Raw genomic sequence first — 16049 nt, 5'->3', positions numbered from 1 at the left:
TCGCATGGGTCGCACGCTGATGACCATTGGCGCACTGCTGCTGGTTGTGGGCGGTGCGATCTACCTGGTCGAACGCTTTCTGCCCGGCCTGGGCCGCCTGCCGGGCGACATCGTCATCCGGCGCGGCAACTTCACCTTCTACTTCCCGATCGCGACGAGCATCCTGGCCAGCATCGCCCTCACGCTGCTCTTCTGGCTCTGGCAGCGGCTGGGGCGCTGAGCGCAGGGAACCGGCAGGCTCGCTTTCCACCTTGTGCAGATAGGGGGTTTGGTCCATGCTCTTCATCAGCGGTCGCAGCCAACAGTTCTACCAACTGCTCCGGGAGGCAACCGAGAACGCTGCAGAGGTAGCCGGCCTGCTCGGGCGGCTCCTCGAAGAACCCGTGCACGTGGGAAACCTGGGCCCCGAGATCAAACAGCTGGAGTCCAAGGGCGACGACCTGACGCACAGACTGTTCGAGCTCATCCACCGGACGTTCGCCACGCCGCTGGAGCGGGCGGATCTGGCCGCGCTGGGCGTCGCCATCGACAACGTGGTCGACGCCATGGAGGCCGCCGCCGCCCGGGTCGGGATCTACCGGCTGTCCTCCTCGGACAAGCACCTGCGCGCCTTCGCGCAGATCCTGCGCGCCCAGGCCACCGAGCTGGTCGCCGCCATCGACCTGCTGGCGGGAGGCAAGCTGCTGGAGATCCGGGACCGCATTCGCCAGATCAACACGCTGGAGAACCACGGCGACGAAGAACTGCGCCTGGCGCTGTCTGAGCTGTATGACCGGAGCCAGTCCGACCCGCTCCAGTTCATCACGATGAAGGAGATCTACGAAATGCTGGAGAGGGCCACCGACGAGGTGGAAACGGTGGCCAACACCCTCGAAGGGGTGATCATGAAGCGGGCGTGACGGCCCGCGGCGCCGGTCATGCGAAAGGTCCTCGTCCCCGCTGCGCGGGACGAGGACCTCTGCGCTTTTCGGCGCGATCCCGGACCGGCGCCTGGCCAGGACCCGTGCGCCTACCCCCGCAGAGGAAGCCCTGCAAGCACCCGCTTCCGCAGGTACGGCGCGGGGCGGTACCGGTCCTCACCGGTCTCCCGCTGCAGCCCCTGCAGCACGGCCAGGACGGCCTCGGGGCCGATCGCATCCGCCCATTCCAGCGGGCCGAACGGGTAGTTGAGGCCCAGCTTCACCGCCGTGTCGATCGCCTCCGCCGTCGCCACCCCCTCCTGCAGGGTGAACGCGGCCTCGTTGATCAGGCAGGCCAGCAGCCGGGCGGCGACCAGCCCGGGGGTGTCGGCCACCACCTCGGTGTCGCGGCCCAGGGAGTGGAAGAACCGCACCGCCAGGGCCGTCGCTGCCGGATCGGTCCGCAACCCGGGCGCCACTTCCACCAGCTGCCTCCGGCTCACCCGGGGCAGCCCGCCGTAGCCCACCACCCGGGCGGGGTTGACGGTCTGGGCGGCCATCTCGGTGGTCGAGCGGGTGGAGGCGTCGACCAGGACCAGCACCTCGGGCGCCGGCTGCCGGCCCACCAGCAGGTCCGGCGCGCCCAGGACCACCAGGTCGGCGTCGGCACAGCAGTCCACCAGCCGGTACCCCGCCCGGGCGGCCAGGTCCGCCAGGTCTGCATCGCCCAGTACGGCCACGTTCCGGATCTCGGGCACCCGCGGCCCGGGCGCCAGGGCGTACTGGGCCGGGGCCGGCCCATGCACCGCCCGGCCGTCGCGGTACGAGTACCAGCCCTGCCCGGTCTTGCGCCCGAGCTTGCCCGCTTTCACCATCCGTTCCTGCAGGGGATGCGGGCGGAAGCGGGGGTCGCCGAAGAACTGCTCGAACACCGACCGGTGCACGGCGAAGTTGATGTCGAGCCCGACCAGGTCCATCATCTCGAACGGCCCCATGCGGAAGCCGCAGGCCAGGCGTGCGATCCGGTCGATCTGCGCCGCGGTCGCCGCCTGCTCCCCCAGGATGCGCATGGCTTCGCCGGAGAACGGCCGGGCGACCCGGTTCACGATGAAGCCCGGGGTGTCCCGGACCCGCACCGGCTCCTTCCCCATGGCCTCAGCCAGGGCGATGGCCGCCTGGATCGCCGCCTCGCCGGAGGCGTCGCCCTCCACCACCTCCACCAGCCGCATCGCCGGCACCGGGTTGAAGAAGTGCATGCCCACCACCCGGTCGGCGCGGCCCGCCAGGGCCCCGATCTGCGTGACGGAAAGCGCGGAGGTGTTGGTGGCCAGCACCACGTCGGCCCGGCACAGCCGGTCCAGCCGCTCGAAGAGCCCGCGCTTCAGCTCGAGGTCCTCCGGCGCCGCCTCGATGACGAAGTCCACCGCGGCGAAGTCGCCGAGGGTCGTGGTGGTGGTGATGCGGCCCAGAATCCCGGCCACCTGGGCGCTGGCGATGCGGCCGCGGCTCACCTGCCGCTCCAGGTCGGCCTGCACGCGCCGGAGGGCCCCGGTGAGGGCGCCGGGATCGATGTCGTAGAGCAGAACGTCGAAGTTGGACTGTGCCGCGACCTGTGCGATGCCGGCGCCCATCGTGCCGGCCCCGACGACGCCTATCCGCCGCAATGCCGCTACCTCCCCGTAAACCTGGGTTCGCGCCGTTCTGCGAAGGCCCGGACGCCCTCCCGGGCATCCGCGGTCTCCGCGGCAGCCTCCTGAAGGTAAGCTTCAAGCGCCAGTACCTCTTCCAGGGAGCGCTCCAGCCCCCGGTTGATCTGCCGCTTGATCCATCCCATGGAACGCGGCCCCCGCGCGAGCCGCCCGGCCCACTCGTTCACCGCCGCCTCCAGCTCGGCGTCAGGCACCACCCGGTTGCAGAGCCCCAGTTCCAGCGCCTCCGACGCGCGGATCGGGTCGCCGAACAGGGCCAGCTCCATCGCCTTGTGGTAGCCGACGAGCCGCGGCAGGAAGTAGGAGGCGCCGGAGTCAGGGACGAGGCCCACCCGGACGAACGCCTGCGTGAACGAGGCGCTCTCGGCCATCACGATGAGGTCGCAGGCCAGGGCGAGGCTCACGCCCGCGCCGGCCGCTACCCCGTTCACCGCCGCCAGCACCGGCTTCTCCAGGCTGCGGATCTGCGCGACCCATCGGTTGTAGTACCGGCGCAGGAGATCGCCGACCGCCATGTCGCCCAGGGAGGCCAGATCCTGTCCGGCGCAGAACGCGCGCCCCGCGCCCGTGATGACCACGCAGCGCACGGCCGCATTCCGCTCCGCCTCCTTCAGCGCCGCGATCAGCCCCTCGTGCTGCGCCTGGTTGAAGGCGTTGAGCCGCTCGGGGCGGTTCAGGGTGATCCGCAACACGCCCGATCCGTCCAGGTCCCAGCGCACCGCCGTCTCGCTCACCGGATTACCTCCCCTTCCACTCGGGCTTCCGCTTCTCCGCGAAGGCGCGCATGCCCTCCTTCTGGTCCTCGGACGCAAAGGCCATGGCGAACAGCCGGCGCTCGTACGCGAGCCCGGCGCTCAGGCTGCCCTCGAAGGCCTGCAGCACCGCCTCCTTCGCCAGGCGCAGGGCGACGGGCGACTTGGAGGCGATCTCCGCGGCCAGTTTCTGCGCCTCCGCGAGGTAGGCCTCCACCGGGGCCACGCGGCTGACGAGCCCGGCGGCAAGCGCCTCCTGGGCGGTGAGCATCCGGCCGGTCAGCACCATCTCCATGGCCAGCGACTTCCCGACGGCCCGGGTCAGCCGCTGGGTCCCGCCGGCCCCCGGCAGCACGCCGATGTTGATCTCCGGCTGGCCGAACTTCGCCGTCTCCGAGGCGACGATGATGTCGCAGATCATCGCCAGCTCCAGGCCGCCGCCCAGGCAGTAGCCGCTGACGGCCGCAACGATGGGCTTCTTGATGCGGGCGACCTCGTCCCACAGTTCAATGTAGTCCCGGGTATACATGTCGATCGCGCCCAGGTCCGCCATCTCCTTGATGTCGGCGCCGGCCGCGAAGGCGCGCTCGTTCCCGTGCAGCAGGAGGCACCCCACGCCAGGATCCCGCTCGAGTTCGCGGAACGCCTCCACCAGCTCCGTCATCAGGCGAAAGTTGAGCGCATTGAGGGCCTGGGGGCGGTTCAGCTGCACCCGGCCCACGGCCCCCTCACGGTAGACCAGGATGTTCTCGTACGCCACGTTCCTCATCCTCCTTTGCATCTTGGGCATGCGTTGCCTCGAAGTGCCGCTCCAGAAACCGGAGCGCCCCGGGCCGCAGCCGGGCGTAGTAGGCCTGGAACAGGCTGCGGGCGTCATGCCCCCGCCAGGAATCGGGCAGGAGCTGGCGCGGCAGCCCGGGGTCCACGAACAGGAACTTGCGGTAGTCGTGCACCAGGTGGATCTGCTCGACGAAGCGCTCTTCGTCGCTGCGCAGCGAGGCTTCGGCGGAAAGGCGGGGCGCCCAGCGGGCGATGAACTGGTCGTAGCCCGCCTGAATCGCCTCCAGGTCCCAGCAGCGCCGCACGAGGTCCGGCGCCGACCAGGGCTCGACGTAGGGCGCGACGAACAGCGTCGCGTACGGCTCCAGACCGTAGCGCCGGAGCAGCTCCCGCACCGAGTCCTCCAGCGGGTTGGGCGAGATCCAGGTGCCGGGCGACAGGTGGGCAAACCCGGTCCAGATCAGCTCGCGCCGCAGGTCATTGCGCCGGTTCCGCAGCGCCTCGGGAACCGAGTAGACCAGCACGCGCCAGCGGCCGTCCCAGTCGACGTCGCGGCCGTCGTACACCCGCCGCGACGCCTCGACGATGCGCCGGCGCCCTGCCGGGGAAAGCCCGTAGCAGGTCCGGTTCCCCACCTTGCGCACTTCCAGCCAGCCCTGGCGCGCCATACGCGAGAGCGCCTGACGCAGGGCCGTCTCGCTGACGCCGAACGGCCTGACCCAGGCGGCCAGGGTCGAGGCCCAGGCCTCTCCCCCCACGTGCTGGATGTAGTCGCCCCACAGGTTGAACAGCAGCGAACGGGCCTTCATCACCCCACCTGCCCTCAGCCGCGCAACATTCGGCCAGTGCTGACAGATTCGCCGTTTCCGCCCGCTCACCTGCCGGGGGCGGCGGGCAACGCAAGGGCGCCGGCCTCTGCAGTGGAGGCCGGCGCCCGGTGGAATCCGTTATGGCTGAATGCGGTAGCGGCAGCATTGGCCGCCCTTGGCAATGCACTCCACGCGCTCGACGTTCTCCGTCCCCAGAACGGTCTTGAAGAACTGTAGCTCGTGGTGGCAGGCGTGAGGATACTTCCGCGAAGCCAGGTGCACGGGGCAGTTGAACTCCTTGAGCACCAGGGAGCCATCCTCGTTCTGCTCATACTCGGCCAGGTAGCCGTTGGCCTGCTGGATCGCGGTGAGCTGCTGGACCCGTTCCTTCAGGGTGCCGCCGTTGACTTCCCCGCCGTAGCGCGCGACCATCTCCTCCCCCCGCCGCCGGAAGAAGGCTTCCACCAGCTCGGGGTCGGTCTGGTGCAGGAAGTCGAGGAGCTCCACCATCATGGAGCCGTACTTCTTCGGGAACAGGTTGTCGGCCGCCTCGGTGAGCGAGTAGACCCTGGTCGGCCGCCCCATGGGCAACCGCTGCTGCACGGAGGTTACCAGCCCGTCTCGCTCCAGTGACGTCAGGTGGCGCCGAACTGCGACGTGCGTAATGTGAAGCCGTTCTCCGAGTTCGCCGACCGTGAGGGGGCCAACAACCCGCAGCAGGTTGATGATCTCGCGGCGCGTGGAGGTCTCGTCCTGGCGAGGCATCAGATCAACGGACAACGCGTTCCCCTCCTCTTCGCACTCACCGACTGTAACTCGTGTACATTTTATCATATGAAAGATCAGCCGGATACTTTCTAAAGCCGTTTGTCACCAATTCTGTCCGTTCGGACTAGGGTACCCGTCCTATTGGCGGCTCCGCGAAAGGTACAGTTCGGCGTAGCGTCAAAGGCGCACGCACGATCGCGGTGCCCCGCAAACAGTTGTTGGGGTAGATAATGACGCCTATAATAACGTTGGAGCGACCACACTGGAGGTGAACCCGGGTGTTCATGTGCAAGCACTGCCTGGAGCAGTATGAGGATGAGCGCCTGGCGTACGTCCTGATGCCCGAGAACCGCATGAACCATCCCCTGGCCGACGCCTTCGCGTTCAAGTTCTGCTCGCGCGCGCACCTGGTGGAGTTCCTGCAGCGCATAAGCCACCAGAGCCAGCCGTACGTGCTCACCAGGGTCGCCGGCGCGGATCGGGAGACCTTGCCCGCGGCGCCTCCGCTGGACCTGCTGCACCAGATGAGCCAGCTCGTCTGAAGAGCCGCAGTGAGACTGACGGGGCTGTCCGGGGACGCAGCGCACGCTGCGCCCCCGGACAGCCCCGTTTCCGCGCGGGCTCAGCCCCGCGCCTCTGCACGTGCCTTCTGAATCAGCTCCCGGATGCGGTCCTTGCCCACCAGCGCCACGAAGCCGCCGACCCGGGGCCCGCTGTCGGAGCCCAGCAGCACCCCGTAGAGGATCTGGAAGAACCGCTTCGGCTGCATGCCGTGGGCCCTGGCGATGTCGAACACGCCGGTCTGGATCTCCTCCGCGTCGTCGGTCCGCTCGATCAGCCGTTCGAACTCCTCCACCATGGCCCACTCGGCCTCGGTCAGCTCCGGGGTCTTGCGCGTGGGCAGGATGAAGTCCTCGTAGTAGTGGATGGCCTTCTCCAGCAGCTCCCGCACGAAGGGCTCGTTTGCCCGGATGCGCTCGTGCCCGAAGGAGCGGCCCAGGTACTCCAAGAGCACGTCGGGGTCGGTCTCCGAGATCGCGTTGACCAGGTTGATGATGTCGGAGTAGCGCAGCCCGCCCAGATCCGGCCGGTCGCCCCGGTAGTAGATGAAGGGGTACTGCGGGTCATCGGGCGCCATCGTCAGCGTCTCGTCGGTGTACTGGATGACCGTCTCGGGGCTCAGCCGCTTCTGCTGCCGCGGGTTGCGGAACATCAGGAGGTTGAGCGAATCCTGGGTGCCCCAGCGTCCCCAGTTCTCCATCGAGATGCCGACGCCCGAAGACTTGGAGATCTTCCGCCCCTCCTCGGTCAGGAACAGCTCGTAGAACATGGTGTTGGGCGGCTGGCCGCCCAGCAGCTTCACGATCTCCTTGGAGAGCTTGGCGGAGTCGATCAGGTCCTTGCCGTGCATCTCGAAGTTGACGCCGAAAACGTACCAGCGCAGGGCCCAGTCGGCCTTCCAGAAGAACTTGCCCCGGCCGCCCAGGGCGCTCTGGGTGCCGCGGTGGCCGCAGCCGTGCACGTCCCGGAACGAGCCGGTACAGGCGTACGTCACCGTGGCCGCGTCGGGGTCGTACGACTCGACGCGCGTGGTGTACACCTTGCCGCAGTTCTCACAGACGGGCAGCCACGGGAACCAGCCCTCCCGGTTCTCCGGCCGCATGGTGGGCAGCACCAGGTCGATGATGCCCTGCATGTGGCGGAACATGTGGCGGATGCCCTCGTCGAAGGTGCCGTCGGCGTAGCAGTCGGTCGCGGAGCGGAAGGTGGCCTGGATGCCCGTCCTGGACATCATCTCCTTCAGTTCCGCGTTCATGTGGTGGCCGAAGGACGGGTGGCAGCCGTACGGATCGGGAATGCGGGTCACCGGCTTGCCCAGGTGCTCCTTCAGCCACGGCGCATCGATGTTGGTCGGGATCTTGCGCAGGCCGTCCATGTCGTCGGAGAAGACGATGATCTCCGAGTCGCGGCCCAGGTCCCGCAGGGCCTTGGCCACGTAGAAGGTGCGGACGACCTCGCCGATGGTGCCCATGTGCGGGTGGCCGGACGCGCCAAACCCGGTCTGCAGGATGTAGCGCGATTTCTGCGGCCATCGCTCGATCAGGCGCTTGGCTTCCTGGTACGGCCACAGGTTCGGCAGGTTCTTCATGCCACTTCTCCTTCCCGCACGGGTGGGTTTCTTACCCTGGTGATTATACAGAAAAGGGTTGTCCCAGACAAGTTCATGGAAGCGGCGCGCTCTGGGGCAGACTAAGCCCAAAGGAGGGCAGAGCATGGCAAAGGATCGGAACTCCCGGGAGCCCGGCGCGCAGGCAGCTGTCCGTTCCGAAACGCAGCGGCTGCTTCAGCAGATGAAGGGCGGAGAGGCCTGGAGCCATCAGGCCGCGGCGCTGGGCTACCTGGTCGGCGGCAACGAGGGGCGGTTCACAGCAGGCAACAACAGGTTCGACGCCACGTGGAACGAGGATGAGCAATAGGGAGGTTCCAGGATGCGCTTGATACCCCGTGGGTTGGCAATGATGCTGGTCTCCGTCTGGACCGTGCTGGTGCTGGGCGGCACCGCCTTCGCAGCGGGCACGGCTCCCGACACGGTTACGGAAAAAGCTGCGCCCAGACTCTCGCCGGGCATGGAGCAGCTCCTGAACGACATCCGCACGCTCCGCCGCACCCGCCTGGAGCAGCTCAACGCGGAGATCGACCAGATGATCGAGCGGGCCCACCAGTCGGGCAAGATCACCGATGAGGAGGCGGCCCGCCTCAGGGAGTGGCGGGCCGTCCGCCGGTTGGGACTCTCCCCCCACGACTCCGAGGCCGAGGTGAAGGCCAAGCTCGACGACGCCGTGAAGAACGGCCGCCTCACCAGGGAGCAGGCGAAGAAGATCCTGAAGGAGTGGGAGAAGGCCAGGCGCAGCCACCGCAAGGCCCGTCCGTAGCGCCGTTCAGCGGGCCCGAAGACTCCGCAGGGTGGTGCACGTTGGTGCACCACCCTGCACGTGTGACCAGGTCACGCCGGCTCCCAGTACAGCCTGCGCGCCTGTCGCAGCCGCCGCTCCACCGCGGGCCAGTTGACCACGTTCCACCACTGGTCGACGTAGGCGGCGCGGTCGTTCCGGTACTTCAGGTAGTAGGCGTGCTCCCAGACGTCCAGCGGCAGCAGGGGGACCACGTCCCACTGGCTCAGGTTCTGGTGCTTCTCCGCGGTCAGGATCTCCGTGCGGTTCGCCCGCGGCGCCCAGACCCAGATCGCCCAGCCGCCCCCCTCCACGTTTTCGGCCGCCTTGCTGAACTGCTCCCGGAAGCGCTCGAAGTCCCCGAAGTCCTGCCTGATCTGCGCCAGCACCTCGCCCCCGGGCTCCCCGCCGGCCCCCGGCGCCATGCTCTCCCAGAACAGGGTGTGCAGGTAGTGCCCGGCGCCGTGGAACGCCGCTTCTCGCTCCCAGTGCTTCACCAGCGCCCAGTCGCCGGACGCGCGGGCCTCCGCCAGCGCCCGCTCCGCCCGGTTGAGCCCCTCCACGTAGCTGCGGTGGTGCCGGTCGTGGTGGAACCGCATCGTCTCCGCGTCGATGTAAGGTTCCAGCGCGTCGTACGGATACGGCAGCGGCGGCAGCCGGTGGCCCCCCGGCGGCACGGGGTTCAGCCGGCCGGTTTCCTGCGGCGCCCCCCTGCCGAACGCCGCGCGCACGAACCCGTCCAGGGCCTCGTAGGCCTCCCGCATCAGGGCCGCGGCGTCCGCCCGCTCGCCGTCCTGCCCGGAGCCTGTCGCCTCCCGGGCCTCCTGTTCCAGCCGCGCAAACCGCTCCTGCCAATCCGCAAGCGCCTCCGCCGGCCCCCCGCCCGACTGCAGGTCCGCGATGCAGGCGAGCACCTGGCGGGCCCAGTCGGCAATGTGCTGGTAGACCAGGGCCGACGGGTCGTAGGGCTGAAAGCCGAACACGCCGGGCCTCCCTCCTTCCCCCACTACGCTATGCAGCAGGGGCCGGGGACTACCCGGTGCGCGCCTCAGCTCTTGGGATTGAACGTCACCGCCGCCAGGAAGGCAAACACGATGGCCGCGGCGATGCCGGTGCTGGTCACCTCGAACATCCCGGTGAGCACGCCGACCAGCCCGTTCTGGTCCAGTTCCTGCAGCGCGCCCTTCACCAGCGAGTTGCCGAAGCTGGCGATGGGCACCGAGGCGCCCGCGCCGGCGAACTCCACCAGCTTGTCGTAGAGTCCCAGCCCGCCCAGCACGCCGCCGGCCACGGTCAGGCCGGAGAGCACGTGGCCGGGGCTGAGCTTGGTGTTGTCCAGGATCACCTGCGCGATCAGGCAGATCAGCCCGCCGACGAGAAAGGCCTTCAGGTACATCATCGGGTTACGCCTCCACTGCCACTGCGTGCGCGATGGTCGGGATGTTCTCGCCCTGCTGGAAGCTGGTCGGCGAGAACAGCGCGCCGGTCGCGACCACCAGCAGGCGCCGCAGCCTGCCCCGCGCCATCTCCTTCAGCAGATGGCCGCACGTGACGATGGCCGAGCTGGCGCACCCGCTTCCCCCCGCGTTGACGTTCTGACGGGAAAGGTCGTACACCATGACGCCGCAGTCCCGGTAGTTCTTCGCCAGCCTCAGGTTGCGGTCCGCAGCCAGTTTCACGGCCATCTCGTAGCCAAAGCTGGCCAGGTCGCCGGTCACGATGAGATCGTAGTCCTCGACGCTGCGCCCGGTCTCCCGCAGGTGCGCCTCGATGGTGTCCACGGCGGCCGGCGCCATTGCAGCGCCCTGGTTGAACGGGTCGGCGACCCCGTAATCCACCACCTTGCCCGTCGTACAGTAGGTGATGCGCGGTCCCGTGCCGGAGGCGGCGAGCACCACGGCGCCGGCCCCGGTCACCGTGTGCTGGGCGTAGGGCTTTTTCTGGCTGCCGTACTCGGTGGGGTACCGGTACTGGCGCTCTGCCGAGCCCACGTGGCTGGAGACCGCGCAGAGCACCCGGTCGGCGAATCCGCCGTCAATGAGCTTGGCGCCGATCGCCAGGGCCTCGCTGAACGTGGAGCAGGCACCGTAGAGTCCGTACATCGGCACGCCGATTTCGAGCCCGCTGAACGAGGCCGTGATCAGCTGGTTCAGCAGGTCGCCGGCCAGGAAGTAGTCCACCGCCGGCGGCTTCTCGGTGATGCCGGCCCGGCGCAGGGCCAGGCGGCAGGCGTCGATCATCATCTGGCGCTCGGCCTTCTCAAAGGAGCTCAGGCCGATGGTCAGGTCAGGGTACGTCTGGTCGAACTCGTGCCCCAGCGGGCCCTGGGCCTCCTCCGGCCCCGCCACCGCCGCCGCTCCGATGATCACCGGCGGCCGGTCAAACCTCACCGTCTGAGGTCCGATGCGCTTCGTTGCCACGGCCGACGCCTCACCGCACCAGCCGCACAATGCCTGTGATGATGCCCACCAAGAAGGCCGTGACGACCCCGTAGACGATGACGGCGCCGGCCAGCTGGAACATCCGGCCGCCGATGCCGAAGATCAGCCCTTCCCGCTTGAACTCCATCGCCGACGCGGTCATGGCGTTGGCAAAGCCCGTGACGGGCACCGCCAGGCCTGCGCCCGCGTACCGGGCCAGCTTGTCGAAGTAGCCCAGGCCGGTCAGCAGCGAGGCGAGGAAGATCAGCGTCGCCACCGTCGGATCGGCCGCCTGCTTGTGCGAGATGCGCAGCACCCGCTCCCAGAAGTCCGTGATGCCCTCTCCCACCATGCAGACCAGCCCCCCGCTGACGAAAGCCATCACGGCGTTGCGCAGCCGGGGCGGGCCGGGCTCCGCCTTGAGGACCATCCGCCGGTACAGCGATTGCTGCGTGGTCTGCGACGTTCCCTCTCGGATCGTCACGCTCGGACACCTCCGGAGAGGTAGTCTGCGCCTGCACCCCCGGCGGTATGCGAAAAGGCAGGCGCTTCCGCCTGCCTTTTCGCCGAGGCATCCCCAACAGCCGATTTTCCTACCGGCCGTCGGGGATGACGACCTCTGCGTGACTCAGGGCCATCACCCCCCTTCCCATCCGATGAACTGCGCGCCGGCCGCAGTGCCAGCGTACCCGAACGGGGGTGGGGAATCAGCCCCGTGAACACTTCGAACCGTTCTTTCCGCCGATGATCTTGCGGATCGAGTCGTAACTCAGGTGGAACTCCCGCATCAGTTCTTCTATGCTCGCCCCCTCCCGCCGCCGCTGCCGGATCTGCTCGTTCCGCAGGGCCAGCTGCGCCCGGGCGCCGGTGCGGGTGCCCCAGGGCAGCCGCTCGTGCGGGCGGGGGATGTAGAGTTGCTGACCCGCCGCGTACCGCTGGACCTCGGCCAGCAGGTCGGCGGGCAGGACATCCGCGGCATTGAGGTAGCGTGCCACGCGCAAACCAGGCCTCCTTTGTCCTGATGAGCAAGACAAAAAACCGCAGGGCAACGCCCCGCGGTCAGGCCTGGCCGGACAGCTCCTTGCAGACGCAGTGCGTTCAGGCAGACCAAGCGGGGACGTGCCGGAAAACCCAAGCCGTTGGCGTGGTCATCGTGGTCATGATGGACATTCCGGCACCCCCTCTCAAAATCATCTGCCACGTACACATGATACTGACGAGGCGGGCTCCTGTCAATCCCCGTGCCTGTTGCGGCCCGTCAGCAGGTAGACCCCGAGCGCCACCAGGGCCAGCGGAAGCGCGAACCGGATGAGCGACCCGAGCAGGTTGATGGCGGCCAGCGCCAGGCAGATCAGGGCGGTTACCCGAGCCCACCGCTGCACGCCCCCCGTCTCCCGCCAGACCAGGCCGAACGTGACGGCCAGCCCGAAGAAGAAGATCCAGCCGGTGTTGACCCACGGCAGGAGCGACTCCACCAGGGACACCCCGGCGAGGGTCAGGAGCACGCCGGCGGGGATGATGGCCCACCACTGGTCCCGGTTGCCGGCGTACACGGAGGCGAAAATCAGCCCGGGAATGCCCAGCGCCAGCGCGCCCGAGAGGGCCCGCAGCGGCCAGAAGACGATGTTGAAGTTGCCCATGAGCAGGAGCAGCCCGGCGGCGATGAGCACCAGCCCCCAGATCACGCTCCGGTTGACCTGTCCTGACTGCATCTTCCCACGCCCTTTCTGCGGAGCATCTGCTGGTATGACGTCGGCCGCCCGGCGCGCTCCTTCACTTCGACTCATTTTCGACAACCTGCGCAGACCTCTTTACACCCCGGCTCTCCGCCGCTATACTGGTGACGTAGATTCTACAGCTTACAAGGGGAGTAGCCGACCTGCACCTGCAGGTGGAGCAGTCGGTCATTGCGGGCGCACGGCCCCCGGCTGTTCCGGCCGCCAGGATGACTGGGGCATGGCAAGACCTTGTTCCAAAGCGGAACAGGGCCTTGTCATGCCCCTTCTGTATCTTCCCGGCCTGCCGATGGCAGGCGGTTGCCCCGGCCGGGTAAAGCGAAGCGTAAGGAGAGGGATCGCCTTGCACACCGTGGAGCTCATCGCCTTCTTTCTGTTCGTGGTGTTCGCGACGTGGCTGGACCTGTTCGTCCTCCACAAGGACGATCACGACATCGGACTGAAGGAGGCGGCGGTGACCTCGCTGGCCTGGATCGTGCTCGCCCTGCTGTTCAGCGGCTATGTGTACTACCGCTACGGCATGGAAATGTGGATGCAGTATATCACGGCGTACACGATGGAGAAGGCGCTCAGCGTCGACAACCTGTTCGTCATCGCGACGATCTTCGGCTTCTTCGGCATTCGGGGCGGCCTCCAGCACCGGGCCCTGGCCTGGGGCGTGATCGGCGCGGTGGCCATGCGCAGCGTGCTGATCTTCCTGGGGGTGGAGGCCGTGGAGCGGTTCACCTGGCTGCTGCCGGTCTTCGGCGTCTTCCTGATCATCACCGGTTTCAGGATGATGCGGGAAAGCGACGGAGGCGAGACGTCGCTGGAGGACAACAAGGTCTACAGGCTGCTGTCCCGGGTCCTGCCCGCCTACCCCGGCTACGACGGCCAGGCCATCATCACCCGGAAGAACGGCCGCTGGGAGCTCACCCTGCTGGGCATGGCCATCGTCATGGTCGAGGCGACCGACCTCCTCTTCGCCGTCGACTCCATCCCGGCCGTCATGGGCATCAGCAGCGACTTCTTCATCGTGCTGACCTCCAACATCTTCGCCATCCTGGGGCTGCGGGCGCTCTACTTCCTGCTGGCCGGCATCCTCGACAAGTTCCGCTACCTCAGCCTGGGGCTGGCGTTCGTCCTGCTCTTCATCGGCGGCAAGATGCTGGCGATCCCGTTCGGCTTCCACGTCGAGACCTGGATCTCGCTCACCGTCGTCCTGGGCACCATCGCGGTCGCCATTCTGGCCTCGCTGCTCATCCCGGAGAAGACGCCGGCCCAGGGGGCGGACTGACCAACGGAACCCGGCCATACCCGGCGCCGCCCGGGGGCGCAGAGAAGGCCGGGAACCCGCCTGCAGGGGCGGGTTCCCGGCCTTTCGTCATTCCGGGGAAACGGTTCCTCCTCCCCGGCACATCCCGGCGCTCAGTTGTCGTAGTACATCTCGAACTCGACCGGGTGCGGGTGCGTCTCCAGCCTCCGGATCTCCTCCTCCTTCAACGCGACGAAGGTCTCGATCAGATCCTCCGAGAAGACGCCGCCCTCCAGCAGAAAGTCGTGGTCCGCCTTCAGCGCCTCCACCGCCTGCCGGAGCGAGGACGGCACCTGTCTGAGCTTCAGCAGGGTCGCCTCCGGCTGGTGGTAGATGTCGACGTCGACGGGGCCGAAGCCCGCGGCCGTCGGGTCGATCCGCCGGCGGATGCCGTCGAGCCCGGCCATGAGCTGCGCCGCCAGGGCCAGGTACGGGTTGGCGGTCGGGTCCGGCGTGCGGAACTCGATGCGGGTCGTCCGGGGCGAGAGGCTGATCGGGATGCGGACCGCAGCGGACCGGTTGGCCCGGGAGAACGCCAGGCTGGTCGGCGCCTCGTAACCGGGAACCAGCCGTTTGTAGGAGTTGGTGGTCGGGTTGGTGATGGCCAGCAGGGCATCGGCGTGGGTCAGCAGGCCGCCGATATACCAGAGGGCGAGCTGGCTGAGGTTGGCGTACCCGTCCGCATCGTGGAACAGGTTCACACCGTCCTTGACCAGCGACTGGTTGCAGTGCATGCCGTTGCCTGAGTTCTGGTAGAGGGGCTTGGGCATGAAGGTCGCGGTCTTGCCGTGCGCCCGGGCGACGTTTTTCACGGCGTACTTGTAGAGCATCGCCTTGTCGGCCGTGTCCGTCAGCGTGGAGAAGCGGAAGTTGATCTCGTTTTGTCCCGCCGTTGCCACCTCGTGGTGGTGCCGCTCCACGACCAGCCCCAGCGCCTGCAGCTGGCGCGTCATCGCCGTGCGCAGATCCGTCTGCCCGTCAATCGGCAGCGCCCGCAGGTAGCCCTGCTGGTGCTTCACCTTGTAACCGCCGTTGGGCACCCGGCCCGACGACCAGTGGGCTTCATCGGAGTCCACGTAGTAGAACGAGGCGTCCGGACCGGTCTGGAACCGGACGTTGTCGAACACGAAGAACTCGATCTCGACCCCCCAGTGCGAGGCGTCGGCGATGCCGCTCTCCCGGAGGTACTGCTCCGCCCGGCGGGCGACGCCCCGGGGGTCGCGGCTGTACGCCTTCAGCCCGGGCTCAAGGACGTCCGCCATCAGGGAGAGCGTCGGCCCCTCGACAAACGGGTCCTGCACCGCGGTCGCCGGGTCCGGCCGGAGGATCATGTCCGACTCGGCGATCCCCCGGAAGCCCCGGATCGATGAGCCGTCAAAGAAGAAACCCTCGCTCAGCTGCCCGGCGTCCACAACCTCCACCGGCACGCTGAGGTGGTGCAGCATCCCCGGCAGGTCCACGAACTTCAGATCGAGCATCCGAATGCCTTTCTCAGAGATCATCTCCAGCACGCGATCGACCATCGCCATCTGCATCTCTCCTCCGCGATTTCTTCATCGCATCTCGTCCGGGAACGAAACCCGAAATGGCGACCGGTCGCTCGGCCTCTGGAGTGGTGTGCGGTGTGTGCCGTCCTATCCAGCGCGCATCTGCCCAACCGCCCGGGTCGGAAGCCGTCTGACGACCCGATCCCGCAGACGGGCGGGCCCCTGCGCGGAGGCGGCGGCCAGTCGCCCGCCCCGCTGGAGTGGGACCGGGTCTGTCTCGGTGTAGAGGCGGTGGCGCCCCTTGTTCCTGCGCCCCTTGTTGCGGGCAGGCGGCACGTGCACCCGCTGCGCCCAGCTCCGCAGTGCACACGCGGCCAGCACGGCGATGCGGGCCCTCAGGCTCCCGGGGCGCAGCCGTCTGCGCGGGCCCCCGTACGTCACAGC

At 68.1% G+C, this 16049-nt stretch carries 20 protein-coding genes; 6 read left to right on the top strand and 14 right to left on the bottom strand.

Features of this window, described 5'->3' with window-relative positions:
- Positions 1-4 precede the first annotated feature (4 nt).
- Both ACZ5UM_RS06105 and ACZ5UM_RS06100 read left to right on the top strand, forming a co-directional pair.
- A complete protein-coding gene (locus ACZ5UM_RS06105) occupies positions 5-220 on the top strand; it encodes a DUF2905 domain-containing protein (RefSeq protein WP_464847502.1) in 216 nt (71 codons plus the stop codon).
- Between the two features lie 55 nt (positions 221-275).
- Positions 276-899: a DUF47 domain-containing protein gene (locus tag ACZ5UM_RS06100; protein WP_464847501.1), complete on the top strand. Its 624-nt coding sequence runs from the start codon at positions 276-278 to the stop codon at positions 897-899.
- Between the two features lie 110 nt (positions 900-1009).
- Here ACZ5UM_RS06100 and ACZ5UM_RS06095 read toward each other — a convergent pair whose 3' ends face one another.
- From ACZ5UM_RS06095 to ACZ5UM_RS06075, 5 genes are all read right to left on the bottom strand, one after another.
- Positions 1010-2563, bottom strand: coding sequence for a 3-hydroxyacyl-CoA dehydrogenase (locus ACZ5UM_RS06095; RefSeq protein ID WP_464847500.1), 1554 nt, complete (start codon positions 2561-2563; stop codon positions 1010-1012).
- A 5-nt stretch (positions 2564-2568) separates the two neighbouring features.
- Positions 2569-3342, bottom strand: a complete 774-nt coding sequence (locus ACZ5UM_RS06090) for an enoyl-CoA hydratase (RefSeq protein ID WP_464847499.1) — start codon at positions 3340-3342, stop codon at positions 2569-2571.
- A gap of 4 nt (positions 3343-3346) precedes the next feature.
- Positions 3347-4129, bottom strand: a complete 783-nt coding sequence (locus ACZ5UM_RS06085; RefSeq protein WP_464847497.1) for an enoyl-CoA hydratase-related protein — start codon at positions 4127-4129, stop codon at positions 3347-3349.
- On the bottom strand, positions 4089-4949 hold the full coding sequence (locus ACZ5UM_RS06080; RefSeq protein ID WP_464847496.1) for a PaaX family transcriptional regulator: 861 nt from the start codon (positions 4947-4949) through the stop codon (positions 4089-4091). The genes ACZ5UM_RS06085 and ACZ5UM_RS06080 overlap by 41 nt, the downstream gene beginning before the upstream one ends.
- 138 nt (positions 4950-5087) lie before the next feature.
- Positions 5088-5729: a helix-turn-helix transcriptional regulator gene (locus ACZ5UM_RS06075; RefSeq protein ID WP_464847495.1), complete on the bottom strand. Its 642-nt coding sequence runs from the start codon at positions 5727-5729 to the stop codon at positions 5088-5090.
- Between the two features lie 266 nt (positions 5730-5995).
- Between ACZ5UM_RS06075 and ACZ5UM_RS06070 the strand changes: the two genes are divergently transcribed.
- A complete protein-coding gene (locus ACZ5UM_RS06070) occupies positions 5996-6259 on the top strand; it encodes a hypothetical protein (protein WP_464847493.1) in 264 nt (87 codons plus the stop codon).
- Between the two features lie 80 nt (positions 6260-6339).
- On the opposite strand, the gene lysS is transcribed toward ACZ5UM_RS06070, so the two are convergent.
- A complete protein-coding gene (gene lysS, locus ACZ5UM_RS06065; RefSeq protein ID WP_464847492.1) occupies positions 6340-7866 on the bottom strand; it encodes a lysine--tRNA ligase in 1527 nt (508 codons plus the stop codon).
- 124 nt (positions 7867-7990) lie between these two features.
- Between lysS and ACZ5UM_RS06060 the strand changes: the two genes are divergently transcribed.
- Complete coding sequence (locus tag ACZ5UM_RS06060) at positions 7991-8194, top strand: hypothetical protein (RefSeq protein WP_464847490.1); 204 nt, start codon at positions 7991-7993, stop codon at positions 8192-8194.
- 12 nt (positions 8195-8206) lie between these two features.
- Entirely contained in the window at positions 8207-8650 is a 444-nt protein-coding gene (locus ACZ5UM_RS06055; protein WP_464847489.1) for a hypothetical protein, read from the top strand.
- Between the two features lie 71 nt (positions 8651-8721).
- On the opposite strand, the gene ACZ5UM_RS06050 is transcribed toward ACZ5UM_RS06055, so the two are convergent.
- The 6 genes from ACZ5UM_RS06050 to ACZ5UM_RS06025 form a co-directional block, all read right to left on the bottom strand.
- Positions 8722-9345 carry a superoxide dismutase gene (locus tag ACZ5UM_RS06050; RefSeq protein ID WP_464848300.1) on the bottom strand — a complete coding sequence of 208 codons (624 nt, stop codon included), beginning with the start codon at positions 9343-9345 and terminating at the stop codon, positions 8722-8724.
- Positions 9346-9716: 371 nt separating this feature from the next.
- Complete coding sequence (spoVAE, locus tag ACZ5UM_RS06045) at positions 9717-10067, bottom strand: stage V sporulation protein AE (RefSeq protein WP_464847488.1); 351 nt, start codon at positions 10065-10067, stop codon at positions 9717-9719.
- A 4-nt stretch (positions 10068-10071) separates the two neighbouring features.
- Positions 10072-11088, bottom strand: coding sequence for a stage V sporulation protein AD (gene spoVAD, locus ACZ5UM_RS06040; RefSeq protein WP_464847487.1), 1017 nt, complete (start codon positions 11086-11088; stop codon positions 10072-10074).
- 10 nt (positions 11089-11098) lie between these two features.
- Positions 11099-11572, bottom strand: a complete 474-nt coding sequence (gene spoVAC, locus ACZ5UM_RS06035) for a stage V sporulation protein AC (RefSeq protein WP_464847486.1) — start codon at positions 11570-11572, stop codon at positions 11099-11101.
- A gap of 223 nt (positions 11573-11795) precedes the next feature.
- A complete protein-coding gene (locus ACZ5UM_RS06030) occupies positions 11796-12083 on the bottom strand; it encodes a CD3324 family protein (protein ID WP_464847485.1) in 288 nt (95 codons plus the stop codon).
- Positions 12084-12320: 237 nt separating this feature from the next.
- Positions 12321-12800, bottom strand: a complete 480-nt coding sequence (locus ACZ5UM_RS06025) for a hypothetical protein (RefSeq protein ID WP_464847484.1) — start codon at positions 12798-12800, stop codon at positions 12321-12323.
- A 376-nt stretch (positions 12801-13176) separates the two neighbouring features.
- Here ACZ5UM_RS06025 and ACZ5UM_RS06020 point away from each other — a divergent pair, with 376 nt between their 5' ends.
- The gene (locus ACZ5UM_RS06020) at positions 13177-14100 is read left to right on the top strand and encodes a TerC family protein (RefSeq protein WP_464848299.1); all 924 of its coding nucleotides are present in this window, start codon (positions 13177-13179) and stop codon (positions 14098-14100) included.
- Between the two features lie 131 nt (positions 14101-14231).
- On the opposite strand, the gene glnA is transcribed toward ACZ5UM_RS06020, so the two are convergent.
- Together glnA and ACZ5UM_RS06010 are read right to left on the bottom strand one after the other, a co-directional pair.
- Positions 14232-15647 (bottom strand): type I glutamate--ammonia ligase, encoded by a 1416-nt coding sequence (gene glnA / locus ACZ5UM_RS06015; protein WP_464847482.1) that lies wholly within the window; start codon positions 15645-15647, stop codon positions 14232-14234.
- Between the two features lie 105 nt (positions 15648-15752).
- Positions 15753-16046 (bottom strand): hypothetical protein, encoded by a 294-nt coding sequence (locus ACZ5UM_RS06010; RefSeq protein WP_464847481.1) that lies wholly within the window; start codon positions 16044-16046, stop codon positions 15753-15755.
- Positions 16047-16049: the final 3 nt, after the last annotated feature.

The organism is Symbiobacterium ostreiconchae (genome assembly GCF_055396975.1).
The sequence above is the reverse complement of the archived record's forward strand: the minus strand, read 5'-3'. Positions and strand labels throughout refer to the sequence as shown.

Coding starts and splice junctions, on each gene's coding strand:
- ACZ5UM_RS06105 (WP_464847502.1), top strand. CDS start 5: ATGGGTCGCACGCTGATGACCATTGGCGCACTGCTGCTGGTTGTGGGC.
- ACZ5UM_RS06100 (WP_464847501.1), top strand. CDS start 276: ATGCTCTTCATCAGCGGTCGCAGCCAACAGTTCTACCAACTGCTCCGG.
- ACZ5UM_RS06085 (WP_464847497.1), bottom strand. CDS start 4,129: ATGAGGAACGTGGCGTACGAGAACATCCTGGTCTACCGTGAGGGGGCC.
- ACZ5UM_RS06080 (WP_464847496.1), bottom strand. CDS start 4,949: ATGAAGGCCCGTTCGCTGCTGTTCAACCTGTGGGGCGACTACATCCAG.
- lysS (WP_464847492.1), bottom strand. CDS start 7,866: ATGAAGAACCTGCCGAACCTGTGGCCGTACCAGGAAGCCAAGCGCCTG.
- ACZ5UM_RS06060 (WP_464847490.1), top strand. CDS start 7,991: ATGGCAAAGGATCGGAACTCCCGGGAGCCCGGCGCGCAGGCAGCTGTC.
- ACZ5UM_RS06055 (WP_464847489.1), top strand. CDS start 8,207: ATGCGCTTGATACCCCGTGGGTTGGCAATGATGCTGGTCTCCGTCTGG.
- spoVAE (WP_464847488.1), bottom strand. CDS start 10,067: ATGATGTACCTGAAGGCCTTTCTCGTCGGCGGGCTGATCTGCCTGATC.
- ACZ5UM_RS06025 (WP_464847484.1), bottom strand. CDS start 12,800: ATGCAGTCAGGACAGGTCAACCGGAGCGTGATCTGGGGGCTGGTGCTC.
- glnA (WP_464847482.1), bottom strand. CDS start 15,647: ATGGCGATGGTCGATCGCGTGCTGGAGATGATCTCTGAGAAAGGCATT.